Source organism: Micromonospora sp. KC606, from assembly GCF_004348675.1.
In the GTDB taxonomy this organism is placed as follows: Bacteria; Actinomycetota; Actinomycetes; order Mycobacteriales; family Micromonosporaceae; genus Micromonospora.
Window position 1 is genome coordinate 1 of sequence record NZ_SMKN01000091.1, and the last position, 22396, is coordinate 22396.

Annotated in this window: 21 protein-coding genes; 10 read left to right on the plus strand and 11 right to left on the minus strand. The window is 71.1% G+C overall.

Annotation, left to right across the window (positions count from 1 at the left end):
* Positions 1 to 18 precede the first annotated feature (18 nt).
* The 4 genes from E1193_RS17940 to E1193_RS17955 all read right to left on the minus strand — a co-directional run bounded on the left by E1193_RS17940 (position 19) and on the right by E1193_RS17955 (position 3160).
* The gene (locus E1193_RS17940; protein WP_132184349.1) at positions 19 to 1530 is read right to left on the minus strand and encodes an SPFH domain-containing protein; all 1512 of its coding nucleotides are present in this window, start codon (positions 1528 to 1530) and stop codon (positions 19 to 21) included.
* A gap of 27 nt (positions 1531 to 1557) precedes the next feature.
* Complete coding sequence (locus E1193_RS17945; RefSeq protein WP_132184350.1) at positions 1558 to 2070, minus strand: NfeD family protein; 513 nt, start codon at positions 2068 to 2070, stop codon at positions 1558 to 1560.
* A gap of 48 nt (positions 2071 to 2118) precedes the next feature.
* Positions 2119 to 2322 (minus strand): hypothetical protein, encoded by a 204-nt coding sequence (locus E1193_RS17950; RefSeq protein WP_132184351.1) that lies wholly within the window; start codon positions 2320 to 2322, stop codon positions 2119 to 2121.
* 328 nt (positions 2323 to 2650) lie between these two features.
* Positions 2651 to 3160 carry a SigE family RNA polymerase sigma factor gene (locus E1193_RS17955; protein ID WP_132184352.1) on the minus strand — a complete coding sequence of 170 codons (510 nt, stop codon included), beginning with the start codon at positions 3158 to 3160 and terminating at the stop codon, positions 2651 to 2653.
* 140 nt (positions 3161 to 3300) lie between these two features.
* On the opposite strand from E1193_RS17955, the gene E1193_RS17960 reads away from it, so the two are divergent.
* Complete coding sequence (locus E1193_RS17960) at positions 3301 to 3705, plus strand: hypothetical protein (RefSeq protein ID WP_132184353.1); 405 nt, start codon at positions 3301 to 3303, stop codon at positions 3703 to 3705.
* Positions 3706 to 3775: 70 nt separating this feature from the next.
* A complete protein-coding gene (locus E1193_RS17965; RefSeq protein ID WP_132184354.1) occupies positions 3776 to 4261 on the plus strand; it encodes a methylated-DNA--[protein]-cysteine S-methyltransferase in 486 nt (161 codons plus the stop codon).
* Positions 4262 to 4370: 109 nt separating this feature from the next.
* On the opposite strand, the gene E1193_RS17970 is transcribed toward E1193_RS17965, so the two are convergent.
* Together E1193_RS17970 and E1193_RS17975 are read right to left on the minus strand one after the other, a co-directional pair.
* Positions 4371 to 5450, minus strand: coding sequence for an inositol-3-phosphate synthase (locus tag E1193_RS17970; RefSeq protein ID WP_132184355.1), 1080 nt, complete (start codon positions 5448 to 5450; stop codon positions 4371 to 4373).
* Between the two features lie 23 nt (positions 5451 to 5473).
* Positions 5474 to 6112 carry a PadR family transcriptional regulator gene (locus tag E1193_RS17975; protein WP_132184356.1) on the minus strand — a complete coding sequence of 213 codons (639 nt, stop codon included), beginning with the start codon at positions 6110 to 6112 and terminating at the stop codon, positions 5474 to 5476.
* A 173-nt stretch (positions 6113 to 6285) separates the two neighbouring features.
* On the opposite strand from E1193_RS17975, the gene E1193_RS17980 reads away from it, so the two are divergent.
* The gene (locus tag E1193_RS17980) at positions 6286 to 6738 is read left to right on the plus strand and encodes a DUF5318 domain-containing protein (RefSeq protein WP_132184357.1); all 453 of its coding nucleotides are present in this window, start codon (positions 6286 to 6288) and stop codon (positions 6736 to 6738) included.
* 139 nt (positions 6739 to 6877) lie between these two features.
* Here the strand turns inward: E1193_RS17980 and E1193_RS33820 are convergent, their stop codons facing one another.
* Complete coding sequence (locus E1193_RS33820) at positions 6878 to 7519, minus strand: hypothetical protein (RefSeq protein WP_347877035.1); 642 nt, start codon at positions 7517 to 7519, stop codon at positions 6878 to 6880.
* Here E1193_RS33820 and E1193_RS17985 point away from each other — a divergent pair.
* Together E1193_RS17985 and E1193_RS17990 are read left to right on the plus strand one after the other, a co-directional pair.
* Positions 7488 to 9782 carry a transglycosylase domain-containing protein gene (locus tag E1193_RS17985; RefSeq protein ID WP_279433358.1) on the plus strand — a complete coding sequence of 765 codons (2295 nt, stop codon included), beginning with the start codon at positions 7488 to 7490 and terminating at the stop codon, positions 9780 to 9782. The genes E1193_RS33820 and E1193_RS17985 overlap by 32 nt on opposite strands.
* A 141-nt stretch (positions 9783 to 9923) precedes the next feature.
* Positions 9924 to 11429, plus strand: a complete 1506-nt coding sequence (locus E1193_RS17990; protein ID WP_132184359.1) for a glycosyltransferase 87 family protein — start codon at positions 9924 to 9926, stop codon at positions 11427 to 11429.
* 15 nt (positions 11430 to 11444) lie between these two features.
* Here E1193_RS17990 and E1193_RS17995 read toward each other — a convergent pair whose 3' ends face one another.
* Positions 11445 to 13661 carry a hypothetical protein gene (locus E1193_RS17995; protein WP_132184360.1) on the minus strand — a complete coding sequence of 739 codons (2217 nt, stop codon included), beginning with the start codon at positions 13659 to 13661 and terminating at the stop codon, positions 11445 to 11447.
* Positions 13662 to 13665: 4 nt separating this feature from the next.
* A complete protein-coding gene (locus E1193_RS18000; protein ID WP_132184361.1) occupies positions 13666 to 14448 on the minus strand; it encodes a deoxyribonuclease IV in 783 nt (260 codons plus the stop codon).
* Positions 14449 to 15072: 624 nt separating this feature from the next.
* Between E1193_RS18000 and rpsF the strand changes: the two genes are divergently transcribed.
* The 4 genes from rpsF to rplI all read left to right on the plus strand — a co-directional run bounded on the left by rpsF (position 15073) and on the right by rplI (position 16726).
* Positions 15073 to 15363 (plus strand): 30S ribosomal protein S6, encoded by a 291-nt coding sequence (gene rpsF, locus E1193_RS18005; protein WP_067301247.1) that lies wholly within the window; start codon positions 15073 to 15075, stop codon positions 15361 to 15363.
* Between the two features lie 78 nt (positions 15364 to 15441).
* Positions 15442 to 15984 carry a single-stranded DNA-binding protein gene (locus E1193_RS18010; protein WP_207922750.1) on the plus strand — a complete coding sequence of 181 codons (543 nt, stop codon included), beginning with the start codon at positions 15442 to 15444 and terminating at the stop codon, positions 15982 to 15984.
* Between the two features lie 41 nt (positions 15985 to 16025).
* Positions 16026 to 16265, plus strand: coding sequence for a 30S ribosomal protein S18 (rpsR, locus tag E1193_RS18015; protein WP_007073789.1), 240 nt, complete (start codon positions 16026 to 16028; stop codon positions 16263 to 16265).
* Between the two features lie 14 nt (positions 16266 to 16279).
* Entirely contained in the window at positions 16280 to 16726 is a 447-nt protein-coding gene (gene rplI, locus E1193_RS18020; RefSeq protein ID WP_132184363.1) for a 50S ribosomal protein L9, read from the plus strand.
* 154 nt (positions 16727 to 16880) lie between these two features.
* On the opposite strand, the gene E1193_RS18025 is transcribed toward rplI, so the two are convergent.
* Complete coding sequence (locus E1193_RS18025) at positions 16881 to 18596, minus strand: hypothetical protein (protein ID WP_132184364.1); 1716 nt, start codon at positions 18594 to 18596, stop codon at positions 16881 to 16883.
* Between the two features lie 412 nt (positions 18597 to 19008).
* Here E1193_RS18025 and dnaB point away from each other — a divergent pair, with 412 nt between their 5' ends.
* Positions 19009 to 21435, plus strand: coding sequence for a replicative DNA helicase (dnaB, locus tag E1193_RS18030; protein WP_347877036.1), 2427 nt, complete (start codon positions 19009 to 19011; stop codon positions 21433 to 21435).
* 31 nt (positions 21436 to 21466) lie between these two features.
* Here dnaB and E1193_RS18035 read toward each other — a convergent pair whose 3' ends face one another.
* On the minus strand, positions 21467 to 22141 hold the full coding sequence (locus E1193_RS18035; RefSeq protein ID WP_132184366.1) for a maleylpyruvate isomerase N-terminal domain-containing protein: 675 nt from the start codon (positions 22139 to 22141) through the stop codon (positions 21467 to 21469).
* Positions 22142 to 22396 lie beyond the last annotated feature (255 nt).

Below are 22396 nucleotides of genomic sequence, written 5' to 3' on the forward strand. Positions count from 1 at the left end.
CCCGTCGTCGTATCCCCGTCAGTGCGTTTCGGCCGCGCTGGCCTCGACCGAAGGTTTCCCGTTGCCCGCCGACGCGGCACCCAGCCTGCCCAGCAGGCCGGCCAGGTCGATACCGGTGAGGTCGCTGCCGAGCTGGAGCCCCTGCGCCACGTTGCCGGCCACCGACCTCGTCAGCGACGACGCGCCGTCGGTGGAGATCACCGTCATCTTGTCGATCGCCCCGATCGGGGCGCTGGCCGCCTCGACCACCTGCGGCAGCACCTTCACCAGCAGGTCCAGCACGGCCGCCTCGCCGTACGCGGCGAACGCCTCCGCCTTGCGGGCCATCGCGTCCGCCTCGGCCTGCCCCCGGGCCAGGATCGCCGTGGCCTCGGCCTGGCCCTCCCGCTCGACCGCCTCGGCGATCGCGGAGCGCCGGCGCTGCTCGGCCTCACCCTCCTTGGCGCCCTCGATCGCGTTCGCCTCGGCCAGCGCGGCCCGCCGGGCCCGCTCGCCCTCACCGGTGAGCCGGGCCTGCTCGGCGGCGGCCTGGGCGGCGGCGATGACGGACTGCCGCTGCGCGTCGGCGTGCAACACCGCCGCGTTGCGGGCCGCCTCGGCCTCCTGTTCCACCTTGTAACGGGCCGCGTCGGCGGGCTTGCGCACCTCGGTGTCGAGCTGACGCTGCTTGAGTTCGGCGTTGCGCTCGGCCACCTTCTGCTGCTCGGAGAGGATCGCCTGGTCCCGCTCGGCCTGGGCGAGCGGCCCGGCCGCCGCCGACTTCGCCTTCGCCGCGTCGATCTCGGCCTGGATCCCGGCCTGCTTCAGCGACAGGTTCCGGTTGGCCTCGGCGATCGCCTCCTCGGCCAGCAGCCGCTCCTGCTCGGCCTGCTGCCGGGCCCGGGCCTCGGCGATGGCCGCGTCCTTGAGCACCCGGGCGGCCTCCGGCCGGCCCAGATCCTGCAGGTAGGAGCCCTCCGCCAGGATGTCCTGGAGCTGGAAGGTGTCCAACACCAGGCCCTGGTTGGTCATCGAGTGCTCGGCCTCCTCGGCGACCGCGCTGGCGAACGCCGCTCGGTCCCGGATGACCTCCTCGACGGTGAGCCGGCCGACGATCGAGCGCAGCGCGCCGGCCAACACCTCCCGGGTGAAGTTGTCGATCTCGTCCTGCTGGTGCAGGAAGCGCTGGGCGGCGGCCCGGATGGCGTCCTCGGTGCCGCCGACCTTGACGATCGCCACACCGTGCAGGTCGGTGCGAATGCCCTGCTTGCTGACCGCCCCCCGGATGCCGACGTCGATCCGGCGGCTGGACAGGTCCAGCGACTGGAGCTTCTGCACCACCGGCAGCACGAAGACCGAGGCGCCGAGGACGACCTTCTGGCCGGACATGTCGGTGGACCGGCCGCCGTCGGCGGTCTGCGTGGTGCGGCCCTTGCGCCCGGTGACGATGAAGGCTTCGTTCGGGCCGGCGACCTTGATCCGGGAGAGCACGAAGAGGACCAGGACGAGCAGCAGGAGTACTGCGCCGCCGATGGCGATGAGTAGTGGCATGTGAGCTTCCGTATCTGAGGAGGGGGTTCAGTAGGTCTCGACGTGCACGCTGGTCTCGCTCAGCGTCTGCACCACGAATATCTGCGCGCCGACCGGAATCGGATGGTCGGCGCGGGCGTTGAGCTTCACCGGCTGGCCGGCAACACGTACCCGGACCTCGCCGTAACCGTCGGCGGGCACCGGGGTGACCACCAGGCCGATCGCGCCGACCAGGTGGTCGCGGGTGGGGGTGGGGTCGGTCCGCATGTTCCGCGCGGCCCGGCTGAGTCGGGCCGCCAGCCACGCGGCGGGCACCGCCGCCAGCGCGCCTCCGGCCGCCGCCGCCGCGACCATCACCGGGGTACGTCCACCGACCAGCTCGTTGACGATGGCGGCGCCGAAGCCGAACGCGCCGACGAACCCGGCGACGGCCTCGACGGAGACGGGACCGTCGACGTCGGCGTGGCCGAGGTGGAGCAACTCCGCGCCGAGCAGTGCGAGCGCCAGCACGCCGACACCGACCCCGCCGATGATCAGGAAGATGACGGTCCCCGTGGCCATGCCCGACACGGTATCGGCGGGGCGCAAGGAAGCGGACTGGCCGAACCGTCACCGTGGCGCGACGGTCACCTCAAAGTCGACCAGTTGCCTGGGCAGCGGCTGGCGGATCAGCTCCCGCCCGGTGGGTTCGGCGAGCACGAAGTCGTTGGATCCGAGCGGCCGCCGGTAGAGCAGCCGGTCCTCGGCGACCCAGGCCACGTCGGCGCTCGGTAGCGGGTTGAGCACCCGGCCGGTGGCTGTCTCGACGAGCAACGGCTCCTGCTGCCCCTGAACGACGACGCGTGATCCATCCGGTGACCAGGCCCATGGGCCGGCCGGGTCACCGGGCACCGGTACGAGACGGGTGGGCCGCCCGTCGTCCGCGGAGAAGAGCTGCACGCCCAGGCGGGCGTCCCGCCGTGACTCGTCGTGCGTACCCGCGGTCTGCGGGAGCGCGACCTGCCGACCGCCGCGGCGGCGCGCCGGCGGTGGCGCAGTCGGCGGCCCCGTCCGAGCGCCTTGTCGGCCAGGTCGGGCGTCGGCCGGACCCCGTCGGCGAGGTCGCGCACGGCGGCCCGCAGTGTCTCGTCCAGAATTCTGGTCATCGCGTCACCTCCGCACGGGGCGTCATCTCATCCAGCCCCGGCACCAGTTGCCGGAGCCGAGCCAGGGCCTTGGCAGTCTGGCTGGCCACCGTGCCCGCCCGGCAGCCGAGGAGTGTCGCGGTCTCCGCGACACTCAGATCCTCCAGGTAGCGCAGCGTCAACACGGCGCGCTGTCGCGGCGGCAGCGCGCGTAGCGCCTCGCGCAGCAGTAGCCGCAGCTCCGGGTCGGGGCCGGTCGCCATCCGCTCCGGCAGGTTCGCGACCGGGATCTCGGAGCGTCGCGCCCGCCGCCAGATGGAGACCTGGTCGTGGTAGAGGATCCGCTTCACGTACGGTTCGGCGTCGCCCCGGATCCGGGGCCAGCGGGCGTACGCCTTGGCCAGCGCGTGCTGCAGCAGGTCCTCGGCGGCGTGCTGGCTGCCCGCGAGCGCGTACGCGACGCGCAGCAGCTTGTCGCCCCGTTCGTTGATGAACGTGGTGAACTCCCCGTCGGTCACGTCAGCCACCGTCCACCTCCGATGTGCAGACGCGTGACCGGGGCCGGAGTTTGCCTGGGTGGCTCGACGGGTGGTCGCTTCGGGGAACTATCCGTTGACGAGATAGCCCCCGGAGGAGGAATCTTGGCATTGACAAGAAAGAGGTGCCAATGTCGTCGGACACGCTCACCACGGCCGGAATCCTGCTGGTCACCGTCGTCACGATTGCGTTCGGCGGGTTGACCCTGCTCACTCACCTGGCCCGCCGGAAGCCTGGCTACCTGGACAATCCCGTCCGCCGGGGAATGTGGACGGCGGGTCACGCTCATGCCGGCGTCCTGGTCCTCTTCGCCCTCGTCGCGTTGCCCTACATCGATCAGGCCGACGTGTCGGGCGGGACGCGGACGCTGATCCGGTCGCTGTTCGTCGCGGCACCGGTCCTGATGCCGCTCGGCTTCTTCCTCTCCGTCGCGCGACCGACTGACACCCGGCCCAACAAGCTGATCTGGCTCACGGTGGCGGGCGGGGCGAGCCTGAGCGCAGGTGCCCTGCTGCTCGGCATCTCCCTGCTGTAACCGGCCGCGACGAGGGCTGCCCATCCGCGCCGGCTCCGGTTGTGTCGCAGGTGCGGGGCAGAATGGGCGGATGCGCTGGACAGTGCTCAACTCGCCGATCGGGGAGTTCTCCGTGGCCACCGACGGCGCGGCGGTCCGTGGCGCGCACTTCGGTCGGGTGGCGGCGGCGGTCGAGCAGCCCGTCGATGAGCTGGACCGGCAGGTCGTCGCGGAGCTGCGGGCGTACTTCGCCGGGGAGGTGACCGGGTTTGAGATGCCGGTGGCGGTGCCCCGCGGTTCCGACTTCGAGCGGGCGGTCTGGCGGGAGATGACCCGCATTCCGTACGGGGAGACGCTCACCTACGGCGAGGTGGCCCGCCGGGTCGGCGATGCGGGAGCAGCCCGGGCGGTGGGGGTGGCCTGCAACCGCAACCCGATCCCGGTGCTCGTGCCCTGTCACCGGATCGTGGGCGCGGGCGGGAAGCTGGTCGGCTTCGGCGGTGGGCTGGACCGCAAGGTGAAGCTGCTGGAGTTGGAGGCCGGGGTCGCGCTGCGCCGCGCGTGGTCAGGCTGTTGACGCTGCACCCGGCAGTGACGAACGCGGCCGGTGGCCGTACCGGACCAGAGCCGGACGACGAGGGCCGGGCCCGTCCGGACCCGGCCCCTCGTCGTTGCTGGTCAGCGCGTCAGCGCTCGACCTCGCCGGCGATGAACGCCTCGACGGCGGCGTGCGCGTCGTGGTCGGCGTACTGCACCGGCGGGGACTTCATGAAGTAGGAGGAGGCCGAGAGGATCGGGCCGCCGATCTTGCGGTCCAGGGCGATCTTCGCGGCCCGGACGGCGTCGATGATGACGCCGGCCGAGTTCGGCGAGTCCCACACCTCGAGCTTGAGCTCGGCGTTGAGCGGGGTGTCACCGAAGGAACGGCCCTCCAGGCGGATGTACGCCCACTTGCGGTCGTCCAGCCACGGCACGTGGTCGGACGGGCCGATGTGCACGTCGCTCTTGGCCATCTCGTGCGGCACCTGGGAGGTCACCGACTGGGTCTTGGAGATCTTCTTCGAGACCAGCCGGTTGCGCTCCAGCATGTTCATGAAGTCCATGTTGCCGCCGAAGTTGAGCTGGTACGTGCGCAGCAGCTCGACCCCGCGGTCCTCGAAGAGCTTCGCCAGCGCGCGGTGCACGATGGTGGCGCCGACCTGGCTCTTGATGTCGTCACCGACGATCGGCAGGCCCGCGTCGGTGAACTTCTGCGCCCACTCCGGGTCGGAGGCGATGAAGACCGGCAGGGCGTTGACGAACGCGCAGCCGGCGTCGATCGCGGCCTGGGCGTAGAACTTGTCGGCCTGCTCGGAACCGACCGGCAGGTAGGAGACGACCACGTCGACCTGGGCGTCGCGCAGCGCCTTGACCACGTCGACCGGCTGGACGTCCGCCTCCTCGATGATCTCGCGGTAGTACTGGCCCAGCCCGTCGAAGGTCGGGCCGCGCTGCACGGTGACGCCGGTCGGCGGCACGTCGCACAGTTTGATCGTGTTGTTCTCGCTGGCGACGATCGCCTCGGCGAGGTCCATGCCCACCTTCTTGGCGTCAACGTCGAACGCCGCGACGAACTCCACGTCGGAGACGTGGTAGTCGCCGAAGGTGACGTGCATGAGACCCGGGACGCGGTCGGTCGGGTCGGCGTTGCGGTAGTACTCCACGCCCTGTACGAGGGACGAGGCGCAGTTACCCACACCGACGATGGCGACGCGGACGGAGCCCATAGCGTCTGCCTCCTTCTTCTTCATCACGGCCGCTCTTTCCTGGACTCTCCAGGCGGAGGCGGGCTGTCGGTTTCTCGTCGGCCGCCGGCCGTCCCGGTTTGCGGGACTGTCGGGGCACGGCCGGAGCGCTCGTTGGCGATGAGCTCCTCCAGCCAGCGGACCTCGCGCTCACAGGCGTCGAGCCCGTGGCGTTGCAGTTCCAGGGTGTACGCGTCGAGGCGCTCGGCTGCCCGGGCCAGCACGTCGCGAAGTCCCTCGCGGCGTTCCTCGATGGTGCGGCGGCGACCCTCCAGGATGCGCAGGCGGGTCGCCTGGTCCGTCCGGGAGAAGAACGCGAAGTGCACACCGAAGCCCGTGTCGTCGTACGTCTCGGGCCCCGCCTGTGCGATCAGCTGGGCGAAGCGTTCCTTGCCCTCGGCGGTGATTTTGTAGACCACCCGACCTCGTCGGCTGGTCAACGCGGGAATCTCCTCGGCGGTCGCGGGTGTCTCGGCGGCTTCGGTGATCCATCCCGCCGCCTGCAACCTGCGCAGGGTCGGGTAGAGCGAGCCGTAGCTGATCGCCGCCCGGATCGCTCCGAGCTTGGCGGTGAGCTCCTTGCGGAGCTCGTAGCCGTGCATCGGGGACTCCTGCAGCAGACCGAGGATGGCGAGTTCGAGCACGAGCCATCCTCTCCTACCCCGGCGCAGGGCCGTTAACCGTCGCGATGTATCGGACCGATACATCGCACGTTAGTACCTCGGTCGGATCAGGGCAAACCCCCGATCCGGGAGGTTCGCGTCACGCATGGTTACGGCGGTCGCCTCGCCCGTTCGGACCGCGTACCCTTTGCCGCATGCGTACGCAGCGCCAGGTGGTCGACTACTCGCTCCGGAAGCGGGCGGTGCTGCGTGAACTCCTCGCCGGCCGGGTCGGCGCGTACGACGTCTGCGACGCCTCGCCGTACCTGAAGAACGCTGCCCGGTTCCACGGCGAGCCCACTGAGGAACGCTGCCCGATCTGCCGGAGCGAGAACCTCATCCACGTCCACTACATTTACGGCGACGAACTCAAGCAGTCCGCCGGTCAGGCACGTGCCCTGGCCGAGTTGCCCGCGTTGGCGATGACGCTGCGTGAGTTCCAGGTCTTCGTGGTGGAGGTGTGCCTCGGCTGTGACTGGAACCATCTCGTCGAGCAGTTCCTGCTCGGGCGGGATGGGTTGGCCGAGGAGGGGTCGGAGCAGGAAGCGGTGGCTGGTCTGACCGCCGCGCCCTCCGCACGCGGGCGAAGGCGAGAGGCGCAACGGTGATTTCGGCTCGACCGGTCTGTCCCGACGCCGTCCGCGACGGCCCTGCGGCTCGACCGCTCGATAGCCTGATTAGTCCGATTGGTACAGATACGGCGGTGTCTCCCCGGGGTGCCCGGGGCGCGGCACCACGTGTGACAACTCACGGCAACCCGGTGGTGGCGCCCCCGCGTCCCACCGCGACCGGCAGGGTGTGAGGAATGAACTCGTACGGCGATCCCAGTTCCCCGCGTGCGCGGGCCCAGGTGCCGGGTTCGAACGGCAGCTCCGGCGCGGCCCCCTCGGGGCGTGCCTCGGTCGGCTCGGGCGGTCCGCCCGCCGGCCGGGCATCGGCCTCGGTGCCGCCGCGCCAGCCCGGTGCCGCCGGCTCCGCCTCGGTGGGCCGGGCCGGGCCGGGCCGGGCCACTGTGCCGGTCTCGCCGGCCCCCGGGGGTCGGGTCGGGTCGGGTCGGGCCTCGGTGCCGGTCTCGCCGGCGCCAGGCGGTCGTGCCGGCGCGGGCCGGGCCTCGGTGCCGGTCTCCCCGGCCCCGGGCCGGGCGAGCGTCGGTTCGGCCGCGGTCGGCGGCCGGGCCAGCGTGGGTTCGGCGTCGGTTGGGGGCCGCGCGGGCGTCGCGTCGATCTCGGGCGGTGGCCCGGGTGGTCCCGACGGGCCGGGGCGCGCCGGTCGTGGCGCCGGTGACCCGGCAGGGAAGGCCCGGGCGAAGAAGCGTAAGCGGCTCAACATCCTGATCGCCGGCTTCGCGGTCTTCATCATGCTCGCCGGCATCGGCGTGATCGGCTTCACCTACTACTCCACGAACGTGGTGCTGCCCGACCAGATCAAGCTGCCGCTGGCCACGACCATCTACGCCAGCGACAACAAGACACAGATCGCCAAGGTGGGCGAGCAGAACCGCACCTTCGTCTCGATCAAAGACATCCCCGAGTGGATGCGGAACGCGGTGGCCGCGGCGGAGGACCGGAATTTCTACCAACACTCGGGCGTGGACTACAAGGGCATCGCCCGTGCCGCCTGGAACAACCTGACGGGTGGCGACAAGCAGGGCGCCTCGACCATCACCCAGCAGTACGCCCGCAACGCCTACAAGAACCTGAAGGACGACTCGTACGGCCGCAAGGTGAAGGAGGCGATCGTCGCCTCCAAGCTCAACGATCAGTTCACCAAGGACCAGATCATGGAGCACTACCTGAACACGATCTACTTCGGGCGTAACGCGTACGGCATCGAGGCGGCGGCGCAGGCGTACTTCGGCAAGCCCGTGTCGAAGATCGACGTGGCCGAGGCGGCGGTGCTGGCGGCGCTGATCAAGCAGCCGGAGCCGAGCTCCACCCATCAGGGGTACGACCCGGCGGTCAACCCCACAGCCGCCAGGGAGCGGTGGAACTACGTCATCGGCGCGATGGTGGAGGAGGGCTGGCTCGACTCGCCGAACCACCCGGCGCGCCCCACCGCGTACCCGGAGAAGACGCTGAAGACGCCGAAGGAGTCGCGGGCCGGGCAGAAGTTCGGCGTGAACAACCCGATCGGCAACGTCATCAACTACCTCGTGCCGGAGATGCGGGAGAAGAAGCTCTGCACCGACAACGAGGCGGAGGCGACCGACCGCAAGCCGCTGTGCGCGACGATGCTGCGTGAGGGCGGCTACCGCATCCGCACCACCATCGACCCGAAGGTGCAGAACGCCATCATCAAGGCCACCCAGCGCAGCACCAAGGGCTCGGAGTTGGACGGCGCGCGGAAGAACATCATGGCCGCCGCCGTCTCGATCGACCCGCGTAACGGCCGGGTGCTCGGTTACTACGGCGGCGACGACGGCACCGGCACCGACTACGCCGGCAAGAACACCGACTCGGCCGGCAATGTCACCGGCGGCCACTCGCCGGGCTCCAGCTTCAAGATCTACACCCTGGCGGCGGCGATCGAGGCGGGTAAGTCCATCGACTCACGGTGGAAGGGGCGGGCCTTCACCCCTGACGGCGTCAAGTACAAGGTCAGCAACGCGGGCACCGACAACCCGAGTTGCGGAGACTCCTGCACCCTGCGCGAGTCGACCCTGAAGTCGCTGAATGTGCCCTTCTACCACGTCAGCGAGGACATCGGGCCGGACAAGATCGTCGACATGGCGAAGAAGGCCGGCGTGACCATGATGTGGCGGACCGACACCAACCCGCCGAAGGGTCACGACCTGACCAAGGCCAAGGCCAGCGACCTGGCACCGGACCCCTTCTACCACGTGGTCTCCTACGGCCAGTACCCGATCACGGTGCTCGACCACGCCAACGGCATCGCCACCTTCGCCAACAAGGGCGTCTACAACAAGGCGCACTTCCTGCTCTCGGCCGAGAAGCAGAACAAGGACACCGGCAAGTGGGAGAAGCTCGGCGGCGAGCAGCTCAAGCCGGATCCGCGGATCAACCCGGACGTGGTCGCCGACGTCAACGACGTGCTCAAGGATTACCCTGGCCGGATCAACCACCGGCTGGACGACGGGCGCGAGGCGGCCGCCAAGACCGGCACCTGGGAGCTCCGGGACGGCAGCCCGCACAACGGCGACGCCTGGACGATCGGCTACACCCCGCAACTCGCCACCGCGGTCTGGGTCGGCAACAAGGGCAAGCGGGAAGCCATCAAGCTGAACAACGGCAAGGACATCACCGGTTCCTCGATGCCCGGCGAGATCTGGGAGCGGATCATGGACGGCGCTCTCAAGGGCGCGGACAGGATCACCTTCCCGCCCGCCGCGAATATCGGTGACCCGAACTCCGGCAACGGCACCCCACCGCCCGCGCCGGAGCCGCAGGGGCCGAACTGCGACATCCTCGGTGGCCTGTTCTGCCCGGACCAGAACAACAACGGCGGTGGCAACAACGGCGGTGGCAACAACGGCGGCGGTAACAACGGCGGTGGCAACAACGGCGGTGACGACAACGATGGCCCTGGCGCCGACACGAACCAGTTGCCGACCGGCCCCGGCCAACGCAACCAGGGCGGCGGCGCCGGCGGCGGCCTCCTACCGACGCCGACCGCACCCCGCATCCGCGAGTAACCAGCACATCCGCTGACGGCGGCCGGACCCCGAGGTCCGGCCGCCGTCGCGCATCCGGGCCGTCGGACGCCACGCCGATTTTGAGGTTCGTAGCCGCCGCGGCGGGACGGAATGCCCCGGCGTACGGCAGGATGCCTCTCCATGAGCACCCAGTCGACGGCCGGCATCGACGACGCCGGGAGCAGCGACCACCCGTCCCGGTCGGACGGATTCGTCCGTGGCCTCTCCGAAGCGATCGGCGGTCCCCTCGGCGACCACGCCGTCGTGCTGGACCGGCCCGCCGGCCGGGAGCGGCGGTTGTGGACGGCGGCCCGAATCGTCCTGGCGTTGACCTGCCTGACCCTGGCGCTGCACTGGGTGCAGAAATCGCCCTGTCAGGATGGCGCCTGGCAGAACAACGTGCAGTACACCCGGTTCTGCTACACCGACGTGCTCGCCCTCTACTACGCCGAAGGGCTCAACGAGGGGAAGGTCCCCTACCGGGACCACCCCGTGGAGTACCCGGTGCTCACCGGCTACTTCATGGGCGCCCTCGGCCTGCCGGTGCACGCCCTCGGCGTCAACGACCCGCAGCTCAACCAGGGCCAGTGGTTCTACAACCTGAACGCGCTGACGCTCGGCGCGCTGGCGGTGGCGACCGTCGCGGTGATTCTCGCCCTGCGCCGCCGGCGACCGTGGGACGCCGCGCTCTTCGCGTTGGCGCCCGCGTTGCTGCTCACCGCCACGGTCAACTGGGACTTCCTCGCCATCGGGCTGGCCGCCTTCGGGTTGGCCGCCTGGGTGCGACGCCGCCCGGCGCTGGCCGGATTGCTGCTCGGCCTGGCCGGGGCGGCCAAGATGTGGCCGCTGTTCGTACTGGGGCCGATCCTGGTGCTCGCCCTGCGCGCCGGGAAGCTGCGCGCCGCGCTGACCGCCATCGGCACCGCCCTGGTGGCGCTCGTCGCGGTCAACCTGCCCGTCGCCATCCCGTACCGGGAGAACTGGGACCGCTTCTTCGAGCTGAACACGGAACGGCCCATCGACTGGGGGACGCTCTGGTACATCGGGCGGCATCTGGACGGAAAGGTGAACAGCGGGGTGCCCGGCGACCAGGGGCCGTTCCAGTGGTTGAACGCCAACATCCCGACCCTGAACTACCTGTCGTACACCCTCTTCGGGCTGGCCTGCCTCGGCGTGGCCGCGCTGGCGCTGCTGGCGCCACGCCGGCCGCGGCTGGCCCAGCTTGCCTTCCTGGTGGTCGCCGCGTTCCTGATCTTCAGCAAGGTGTGGTCGCAGCAGTTCGTGCTCTGGCTGCTGCCGCTGGTGGTGCTGGCCCGCCCCCGCTGGGGGGCCTTCCTCGCCTGGCAACTCGCCGAGGTCTGCTACTTCGTCGCGTTCTACGGTGAGCTGCTCGGCGCGGCCACCAGCCGGCCGGTCTTCCCCGAGGGTGTGTTCGTGCTCGCCGCGACGCTGCGCCTCGGCACCGTCGTGCTGCTCTGCGTGCTGGTCGTCAAGGAGATCCTCCACCCGGAGCGGGACGCGGTCCGCCGCACCTACGCCGACGACCCGGACGGTGGCGTCCTCGACGGCGCACCCGACGCCCCGTGGCTCACCGCCCGCCGCGCCGCACGCCCACCGGAGCCGCTTCCCGTCACGGCGGGCACCTGACAGCCGCGGGTCGGCTCAGAGGCGGAACACGACGGCGTCGCCGACCTCCTCGCGGGTGATGCCGAGCTGGTCGACCGGGGCGTCCACGGTGGTCTCCCACGGCGTGCCGACGATCTGGTCGCGCAGCAGCACCACGTTCCGGACGCCGAGGGTGCGCAGATACCTGACGCTGGTCTCGTCGGGGAAGGCGGCCGTCACCCGGCGCACGTCGTCGAGTTGCGCCGGGGTGAAGCCGCTGCCCCCGTTGACCACGTCCTGGAACCGGCTGGTCGTCCAGAGCATCACCGGCTGGTCGAGATTCTGGCTGCTCGGCAGCACCAGCATCGGGCCGTCCACGGTGCGCATCGCCACCGGCTGTTCGGGAACCACCGGGTGCGGCGTGACGTTCAGACCCTCCACCGCGACCAGCAGCACGGGTAGCACGGCGGCCGCCCGCAGCCAGGGCGACGGCCGGGTGGGGACGCCCGTGGCGGCGACCTCCCGGGCCCGCTCGGCGAACGCGCTGACCGCGCCCGCCGCGAGCAGGCCGAGCAGCAGGGTGGTCCAGAGCATCAGCCGGCCGGGGGTGCGCAGCCCGTTCCAGCCGGGCAGGTGGTCGAAGAGCGGGGCGTAGGTGTAGGTGCCGCCGTAGAACCGGGTACCCATCGACAACACCAATCCGACCAGCACGCCGGCGAGCAGCAGCAGCCGGTGCCGTAGCCGCCAGACCGAGAAGAACAGGCCCCCCAGAGCCAGCGCGTACAGCACGAAGCCCGGCAGCAGGGTCATCTCCGGAGGCCAGGACAGCAGCTGACGCGCCCCCTCGTGCAACCCGCCCCAGACCCGCGACTCCGCCGGGGCGGTGAGGAACCCGATCGCCGGCGGGGAGTAGATGTCGATCTCGCCGAGGGTCCGCTCGGCGTTCGGGTGCAGCTCGGCGACCTTGAAGAACGGGACCGCCAGCAGTAGACCCACCCCGGCGAAGAGCAGCCCGCCGACCAGGTCCGCGACGAACAGCCGCCGGCCGAACGGGTGCCGCACCGGCCGGACGACCCACCGCCGGAGAGCCCAGGTCACCGCCGCGACCAGCACGATGCCCGCGAGGACGTACGCGAACACCAGGCCGATACCGAAACCCAGGCTGAGCTGCCAGGCGGCCACCACCCATCCCGCGTACGCCCATCCGGTGTGCCGGCGTTCCGGCCGGTACCCGTGGCGCAGCGACCAGCCGTGCCCCCGCGCCAGCATGGCCAGCGCGAGCGGGATGCCGCCGTTGGAGACGATGTGCAGGTGGCCCGCCTGGGCGAGCAGCCACGGGGCGTAGGTGTAGCTGACCCCGGCCACCGCGGCGCCGGCCCGGCTCGCGCCCAACTGGCGGGCCAGCACGTACGCCCCGAACGTGGCGAGCGCGTGGGCCAGCACGAACATGACGTTGTAGCGGAGCAACGCCGCCTCCGGCCCGGTGCCGATCATGCCAGCCGGGGCGTAGCCGAGCAGCATGTCGGAGAAGGCGAAGCTCCAGCTCTCCGGGAAGAACGTGTTCGAGTGGAACAGCCGGCTCGGCTCGGTCCGCAGGGCATGCCCGGACCAGGCCATCTGCCAGGCCTGCAGGCTCGGGTCCCAGTAGTCCTGCGGCAGCGTGTACCGCGGGTAGCGCAGTGCCGGCCAGGTCATCCCGACGGCCAGGGCCAGCGAGCCGAGGGCGGCCAGCATCCACTCGTGCACCAGCAGCCGGCCCGCCGCGCGTACCGCCCGGATCGGGCGGCTGGGCACCGGCTCTGCGGCGGGGGCGAACGCCGACCAGGGATCCGTCGGCGGGTCGTCCTGCTGTTTGACCGAGGCCGCCTTCCCGCCGTCCTTTGCTGCGGCCGTGCCGTCGCCGCCGTTTGCGGTGTCCCGCGCGGCGGCCGTGCCGTCGCCGTCGGCCCCGGCGTCGCCGGTGCGCGAGGGCTCCGTTTCGTCGCGTCCGCCGACCGGTGCTGTCCGCCCACCGGCCCCGGCGGCGTCGTCCTGTTTCGCGTCGGCCAATCTGGCGCCCTCGGAGGGCGCGGCCTCCCCGGTGGTGCTGTCGCTCGGGGTGGAGGCGGCCGGCCCGCTGCCCGTGGCCGCGCTGGTCGGCGGGGCCGCCGCGCCGGTGCCGGCCCCGGTGGGACCGGGCCGGCCAGCGCCGGTGGCGTCGTCCGGGCTGGTCGTCGGGCCGGGCCCGTCGGCCCGGCCGGTCGGCTGCCCGCCGTCGGTGGTGTCGGTGGTCATCGGTTCAGGCCCCCGTGCCGAGTCGCTCGCGCAGGAAGGCGATGTCCGCCGCCTGCCCCGACATGCCGCCAGGGGTCTCGACGATCACCGGCGCTCCGGCCGCGCGGATCACCGCCACCACCAGGTCCGGATCGATGGTGCCGCCGTCGAGGTTGTCGTGCCGGTCCTGACCCGAGTTGAAGCCGCCCTTGGAGTTGTTGGCGTGCACCAGATCGATTCGTCCGGTGATCGCCTTGACCCGGTCGACCAGGTCGAGCAGCTCCTCGCCGCCGGCGTGGGCGTGGCAGGTGTCCAGGCAGAAGCCGACCTCGTGGTCGCCGAGGGCGTCCCAGAGCCGGGCCAACGCGTCGAGCCGCCGGGCGCAGGCGTTCTCGCCGCCGGCGGTGTTCTCGATCAGGACGGGCACCGGGAATCCGCCGGAGTCCGCCGCGTACGCGAAGGTCTTGCGCCAGTTGTCGAAGCCCCTGGCGAGATCGTCCCCGGCGTTGACGTGCCCGCCGTGCACGATCAGACCCTTCGCGCCGATCTCCGCCGCCGCGTTGGCGTGGCCGAGCAGGAGTTTGCGGCTGGGGATCCGGATCCGGTTGTTCAGGGTGGCCACGTTGATCACGTACGGCGCATGGACGTAGAGGTCGACTTCGGCGGTGCGTAGCCGGTGGGCGTCCTCCCGGGGTTTCGGGGCCTTCCAGCCCTGCGGGTCGGAGAGGAAGAACTGCACCGCCTCCGCGGCGCGGCCGGCCGCCTCCGCCAGCGGGTCGGCCTGGTCGACGTGGGCTCCGATACGCATGCAGGCGAGCCTACGTCGCATCACCGACGCCTGGGGGACGGCTTTCGGGGGAGTCGCGGCGCGGGCGCGTCACCGACCGGGCGGGCGGTCGTTGAGGGGAGTGGGATCGACGGTCGGCTTTCCGGTTCGTGGGGCCGGTGCTGAAGTGGTCGATGCCGTGCGGGGTCACCCCCCGTCGTGCGGCCCGGCACGTCGGGGGGCAGCGCCAGCCCCGCCGATCCAAGGGACAGCGATGAGACCCAGGGACGAATAGTGGCAATTCCGCCATTTCGACACGAGGATCGTTGTACCGTCGGATAACAACAGGAGAAAGCTCCGCGGGGCGTTCTGATCCAACCTCATCGGTGTGGTCGTTCCTCCCCAGGTCCCACCCAAGGAATGCGGACGGGATGCCCCGCGGCCCCGTGGACAGGGGCCCGCACCGGCTTCTCGGAGCCGGTGCGGGCCCCTGTCGCCGCGCCCACCCGGCGGGCGTCACCTGCCCGGTCATGATCGTCCGGACCGGGTATCCTGGTCCGGTTGTCCGCGTCCGGCCGGGTTCCCCCGGTCCGGGAGCGGGCCACGACGCAGACCTCCTGCCACGGAAGGACCGTGGCCGCCAAGCCCACAGGAGGTGAGTACGTCTTGCGTCATTACGAAGTCATGGTGATCCTCGATTCCAGTCTCGAGGAGCGCACCGTCGCCCCGTCGCTCGACACGTACCTGAACGTGATCCGGACCGCGGGTGGCTCGGTGGAGAAGACGGACGTGTGGGGCCGCCGGCGCCTCGCGTACGAGATCAACAAAAAGGCCGAGGGCATCTACGCCGTCATCGACCTCCAGGCGACGCCGGAGGCGGTGGCCGAGCTGGACCGCCAGCTGCGGCTCAACGAGTCCGTGCTGCGCACCAAGGTCATCCGGCCGGAGATGCGCTAAGCATTCAACCCGGTTCGCCCGGATCAGCCTCATCGGCGCTGTCGGAGGGTTCTGAGAACCTGTACTGCAGAACGATGAGTGCGCGAGGAGATGGTCATGGCAGGAGACACCACCATCACGGTCATCGGCAACCTGACCGATGACCCCGAGTTGCGGTTCACCCCGTCCGGCGCGGCGGTCGCCAAGTTCCGGGTCGCCTCGACGCCCCGGTTCATGGACAAAGCCTCCGGCGAATGGAAGGACGGCGAGCCGCTCTTCCTGGCCTGCACGGTGTGGCGGCAGGCGGCGGAGCACGTCGCCGAGTCGCTCCAGCGGGGCGCCCGCGTGATCGTCTCGGGTCGGCTGCGTCAGCGGTCGTACGAGACCCGCGAGGGTGAGAAGCGCACCGTCATCGAGCTCGAGGTCGACGAGATCGGCCCGTCCCTGCGCTACGCCACGGCGAAGGTGCAGAAGATGTCGCGCTCCGGTGGCGGCGGCGGTGGCGGCGGTGGCTTCGGCTCCGGCGGCGGTGGTGGCCAGGGCGGCGGCGGAGGCAACTTCGACGACCCCTGGGCCTCGGCCGCGCCCGCTCCCTCGCGCGGTGGTTCGGGCGGCAACTTCGACGAGGAGCCTCCGTTCTAATGGCGCCGAGCGCCCGCGATCGCAAACCAGGAGCAAGAGCAATGGCCAAGGCTGCGGCACTTCGCAAGCCGAAGAAGAAGGTGAATCCGCTCGACAAGGACGGAATCACCTACATCGACTACAAGGACACCGCGCTGCTGCGCAAGTTCATCTCCGACCGCGGCAAGATCCGCGCTCGGCGGGTGACCGGCGTCACCTCGCAGCAGCAGCGGCAGATCGCCCGTGCGGTCAAGAACGCCCGTGAGATGGCGCTCCTGCCGTACACCGCGACGGCACGCTGAGAGGGGGCGCCGAAATGAAGATCATCCTGACCCAGGAAGTTTCCGGTCTCGGTGCCCCCGGCGACATCGTCGAGGTCAAGAACGGCTACGGCCGTAACTACCTGATGCCGCAGGGCTTCGCGATCGCCTGGACCAAGGGCGCCGAGAAGCAGGTCACTCTGATCAAGCGGGCCCGCTCGGCCCGCGAGATCCGCGACCTCGGCCACGCCAACGAGGTCAAGGGCCAGCTCGAAGGGCTCAAGGTCAGCCTGAAGGCCCGCGCTGGCGACGGTGGCCGACTGTTCGGCTCGGTCACCCCGGCCGAGATCGTCGACGCCGTCAAGGCGGCCGGCGGCCCGGCCCTCGACCGCCGTCGGCTGGAGCTGCCCGGTCACATCAAGTCGACCGGCTCCTACCCGGTGCGGATCAAGCTGCACCCCGAGGTGACCGCCAAGTTCGACCTCAACGTCGTCCAGGGCTGACACCGAACGCACGCCGACAGGGCCCGCACCGGACAGCGGTGCGGGCCCTGTCGCATCCACCCACCGCCCGCCGCATCCCACCGACGACGAACGACGGCGCGCCAACCGGAAACGGCGGCGGGCAACCAGAGCAGCGCGGCCAGTGGCGGCCCGCTCAGCCGATTGGCTGGCCGGTGACCGCGCTGATCATCACGGTTGAGAGGCCACCGCCCACCACCGCCGCCGCCAGCGCCACCGTCGCCGGCCGCCAGGTCGTGCCGACCCGACGCAACAGCCCGGCGACCACCAGGCTGCTCATGAACGCCAACCCGTACCGCGGCGCCCCCGACAACAGGGAGCCGAGCACCTGCGCCCGGGGCGAGTCGCAACCGCCCCCGCTGATGTCGGTGACGCATCCGGCCGGCACCTGGCCGCTCAAGGTGAGCATCCACAGGAAGACCAGCACCGCCGGCACCACGTAGCACGCGGCCGTCAGGACCAGCGGACGCAACGGACCACCCGGATCCGGGTCGAGCAGGTCGTCCTCCAGCCGGCGGGTCCATCCCCCGCCCCCGACCGACTCGATCCGATCGCGCCAGGACGGCGCGGCGACCGGCGCGACCGTCGCCGCCCGACGGCGCGGCGCCGCCCTGGGCCGCGGCGCGGTGTACGTCACCGCCGGTGAACGCGGTGCCGAGGCCGGCGGATCCACCCATCTCGGATCGTCCTCGGCCAGCCGGGTGCCGGACCAGAACGTCTCCGGCTGCGCCGACCAGGGAAAGCCCTCGCCCGTCGTCGGTTCCACCGATCGCGGCGCGTCGGCACGGTCACCGCGCTCGGTGCCGCCCTCGTCCCAGCTACCGGCGTCCGCGTTCCGCGACCGGCGACCGCCTGCGGTCCGGTCCCACTGCGCCGTGTCGGTGAACCGGTCCCACTGCGCGGTGCTGTCCTCCCAGCCCGCCGCGCCCGGCTGGCCCCAGCGATCCTCCCCGGAACGCTGCCAGGTGTGCACACCCGACGCGTCCCACGGATCCACCGCCGGCCGGTACTCCGGTTCCGCCTCGGCGGCCTGGCTCCAGGAGTCGGTGGTCGGCTCGGCCTGGCTCCAGGAGTCGGTGGTCGGCTCGGCCTGGCTCCAGGAGCCCGTCGTCGGCTCGGCCTGGCTCCACGGGTCGGCGGCCGGCTCCGCCCGGCCCCACGGGTCGCTGGTGAGCTCGGCCCGGCTCCACGTGTCGCTGGTCGGTTTCGCCCGCCGCCAGGAATCGGCGGGCCGTGGCGAGGACCTGTCGGAGGCACGCCGGCTACGCCGGGTCGGCCGATCCGGCTCACGCTCGTCCGCGTCCGACCCGCCCTCGGATTCCTCCAGGCCGGACCAGATCACCTGGGGCCGTCGGGAGGCGGACCTGCGGGGGCGGGCTGTCGGCGACCCCCCGGACACCGGGGCGTCCTCGACGTCGTCCTGGGCGCGGCGGCTGCCCACGTACCCCTGCTCCTGGGGGCGGTCGAACGTCCACTCCCGGGTGTGGTCGTCCATCCCGGCTGCCGCACCGATCGCCGGCAGCTCACCCAAGGGCCGCTCACTGCGCCGGCCTGCCGCCCGGCGACCTGGTCGGGAGACCGCACGGTCGTCATCGTCGTCGTCCGGGGCGGCGTGCCGGCCCCGGCCATCGGCGTGGGCGATCCCCGACTCCACCGCCCACCGTGGCAGGTAGGGGTCGGAAGGTTCCTCGTGTCCACGTTCGATCGCCCGCCGTCGACTGGGCGTACGGCGGCGTTCCGCGCGGGAGGTGTACGGGCCGGCTGGGACCGGCTCACCGGGGTCGTCCCACGAAGTGATCGACTGACGCTCGCGCGGGCTGCCCTCCCCGCGCTCCCAGTCCCGGTAACTCACGGCCGGAGCGTGACCCTTCTCAACCGAAAGTGCAATCCGCTGTCCAGGTGTAGCCGTTTGCAGGAGATAGTACGGGAAGAACCACCCCGAAGCCTTGACGGAAAAAACTCGTCCACAGGGTGGGGATTTAGTTTTCCCAGGTAGGGCCATCTTTGTGCAGAATTCCCCCTCGGTTTTCCACAGCCTGTCCACACGCTGCGCACATGCTCGTCCACCGGCGTCCACAGGTTGTCCCGAGGCTCGTCCACCGGTGCTGTTGGTGGCCTGACCTCGGGTTCCGTATCGTGGGGCACCGACCGGTCGCGCGATGGCCCCCCGATCGACCGGCCCGGTCCGTCCGGAAGTCGCCACACCCCGGCCCAGCTGGGACTCGACCTGCAGTGGAGGGGGATCCTTGTCGGTCACCGACGATATGCGGTCGGAGCCCCGGGTTGGCGGCCAGGCTCCCTCGCCACGGGACGGCCAGTTCGAGAAGACCCCACCGCAGGACGTCGCCGCCGAGCAGTGCGTCCTCGGCGGCATGCTGCTCTCCAAGGACGCAATCGCCGACGTCGTCGAGATCCTGAAGACCAACGACTTCTACCGGCCGATCCACGCGACCATCTTCGAAACCATCCTGGACATCTACGGCCGGGGTGAGCCGGCCGACGCGATCACCGTGGCGGCGGCCCTGGCCGACTCCGGTGACCTGGCCCGGGTCGGCGGAGCCCCCTACCTGCACACCCTCATCGCCAGCGTGCCCACTGCCGCGAACGCGGCGTACTACGCCCGAATCGTCGGCGAGCGCGCCGTGCTCCGCCGGCTGGTCGAGGCCGGCACCAAGATCGTGCAGCTGGGCTACGGCACCGCCAACGGCGGCAGCCGCGACGTCGACGACATCGTCGACCTCGCCCAGCAGGCCGTCTACGAGGTGACCGAGAAGCGGGTCAGCGAGGACTTCGCCGTGCTGGCCGACATGCTTCAACCAACGCTGGACGAGATCGAGGCGGTCGGTGCGCAGGGCGGCGTGATGACCGGGGTGCCGACCGGCTTCACCGACCTCGACCGCCTGCTCAACGGCCTGCACCCGGGGCAGCTCATCATCGTGGCCGGTCGGCCCGGTCTGGGAAAGGCGCTCGCTCTCGACACCCCGCTGCCCACGCCCGACGGCTGGACCACCATGGGCGAGGTGACGGTGGGCGACCAGCTGCTCTCCGCCGACGGCACGCCGACGACCGTCACGGCTGCCTTCGACGTCATGCACGACCGGCCCTGCTACGAGGTCGAGTTCTCCGACGGCAGCGTGATCGTGGCGGACGCCGAACACCTGTGGAAGACCACCCGGGCGGGCCGTCGTCAGCCCGAGCAGAAGGTGCGCCCCGACTGGCGGGAGTCCTCCCTGGCAAGGGTCCGCGCCGCGGCGACGGCCGTGGGTGGCGACCCTCGACCGGTCACCCGGGCACAGGCCATCGGCCTGGTTGGTAACGACGGCGTGGTCACCACTGCGGAGATCGCGGCGACGCTGCGCACCGGCACGGACGGGCGGCTCAACCACGCCGTGCAGAACTGCCTCCCGCTGCAACTGCCGGAGCGGGATCTGCCCGTCGCGCCGTACACCCTGGGTGTGCGGCTCGGCGACGGGCACACCGGCGCAAGCCGCTGCGCCACTGCCGACCCGGGGCTGGCCCGGTACGTCGAGCGGGAGCGTCACCTGGTCGGCGTGTCCGGAGAGAAGCACATTCCGCAGCAGTACCTGCGGGCGTCGGAGGCCCAGCGTCGCGCCCTGCTCGCCGGGCTGATGGACACCGACGGGACGGTCGCCCCGACCGGGAGCCTGCAGTACACCTCCACCTCCAGGCGGCTGGCCGAGGGCGTCCGAGAGCTGATCGTGAGCCTCGGCTACCGCTGCACCGTCACGGAGAACCCGGTGGGTGGGCGCACCGCCGGCTCGTCGACGGCGTACACCCTGACTTTCTCCACGCCGGACACCGTCTTCCGCTCGGCACGGAAGCGGTCTGCGCACACAGCCCACCACCGTACGACGTCCGACGTTCGGACCCCCTCCCGGTACGTCGTCGACGTCCGGCCCGTGGCCAGTGTCCCGGTGCGGTGCGTGACCGTGGACAACGCGGAGCACCTGTATCTCGCGGGTCGGTCGATGATCCCCACGCACAACAGCACGGCGAGCATGGACTTCGCGCGGAACGCCGCCATTCGCGCCAACCAGGCGGCGGCGATCTTCTCGCTGGAGATGAGCAAGGTCGAGATCGTCATGCGGCTTCTCTCGGCCGAGGCCCGCGTCCCGCTGCACGTGCTGCGCAGCGGCCAGCTCTCCGACGACGACTGGACCAAGCTGGCCCGGTGCATGGGCGAGATCAGCGAGGCCCCGCTCTTCGTGGACGACACGCCGAGCATGAACCTGATGGAGATCCGGGCCAAGGCGCGACGGCTGAAGCAGAAGCACGACCTGAGGATGATCGTGGTCGACTACCTCCAGCTGATGACCTCGCCCAAGCGGACCGAGAGCCGGCAACAGGAGGTGGCGGACCTGTCCCGTGGCCTGAAGTTGCTGGCGAAGGAGGTCGAGTGCCCGGTCATCGCGGTCAGTCAGCTGAACCGTGGTCCCGAGCAGCGTACGGACAAGCGACCCCAGCTGTCCGACTTGCGGGAAAGTGGCTCGATTGAGCAGGACGCAGACGTGGTAATCCTTTTGCACCGAGACGACTACTACGACAAGGAGTCGCCCCGGGCCGGCGAGGCGGACTTCATAGTTGCCAAGCATCGGAATGGGCCGACGGACAGCGTCACGGTGGCGGCTCAACTCCATCTCTCGCGTTTCGTGGACATGGCCATCGGCTGACCACGATCGCATTGTTCGGATGCGCCGTCGGTCAGCCGAACAGGGGGAACCAGCCGGCCGCCTCGCCCAGCTCCCACCGCTCCCGGTCGGTGAGTGGCACCCGGCCGGTCGCCTTGAGCAGATAGTCGCCGTCCGACCAGGCGGCGGGGCGGACGGCCTCGTCACTGAGCAGGCCGTCCATGGTCGCAACCGCGACCGCGGTGGCGAGTGGGCCGGGCGGCGGCGCGTCGGGCAGGTCGACGACCAGGTCGAGGTGGTGGACGGCGGTCTCGGTGGTCAGGGTGGCCAGGAGGTCCGGTACCCGCAGCATGTGTCCCTGGGTGGTGACGCAACCGGCCGGGTCGGCGGCGACGGCCGCGCGGACGGCTGCGGGGGCGGTGTCGCACCAGAGCCGGACCACGCCGCTGGGCCGGTCGAAGGCTGCGGCGGACCGGCGTGCCCACCAGGCGCGCCGGGCATGGTCGCCGCCGGGCGGGAAGGACCGCCAGTAGCTGACATCGTCCACGTCGGGTGGCCCGTCGGCGGGGCTGGCCAGGGCGACCAGGGCGCGCTGGGCGTCGCAGAGGATGTGGAAGAGCAGGTCGGCGACGAGCCAGCCTCGGCAGCGGGTGGGCCGTAGCAGGTCGGCGTCGTCCAGCCGGGCGACGACGTCGGTGATCCCCTGGTACGCCTGGGCCAACGCCTCGTGCCGCGCGATCGGCGTCATGGGTGCAGCCTGCCACAGCGGGCCCCGGCTCGGCAGGAGACGCGGGCCGGCCCGCGAGGGGTCGACCCGGACGCGGGGCGGTGCCGTGAGCCGGGTGGCCCGGCCCACGGCAGGCGGCTCAGCCGAACATCTCGTCCAGGAAGCTCTTGTGCTTCTTGCGCTTGTAGTGCCCGTGGTAGCCGTGGTGCTGCTGCTGTGCGGCGTGGCCGTACGCGGGCTGCGGCGGGTAGCCGGGCGCGGGCGGCGGCGGAGCGT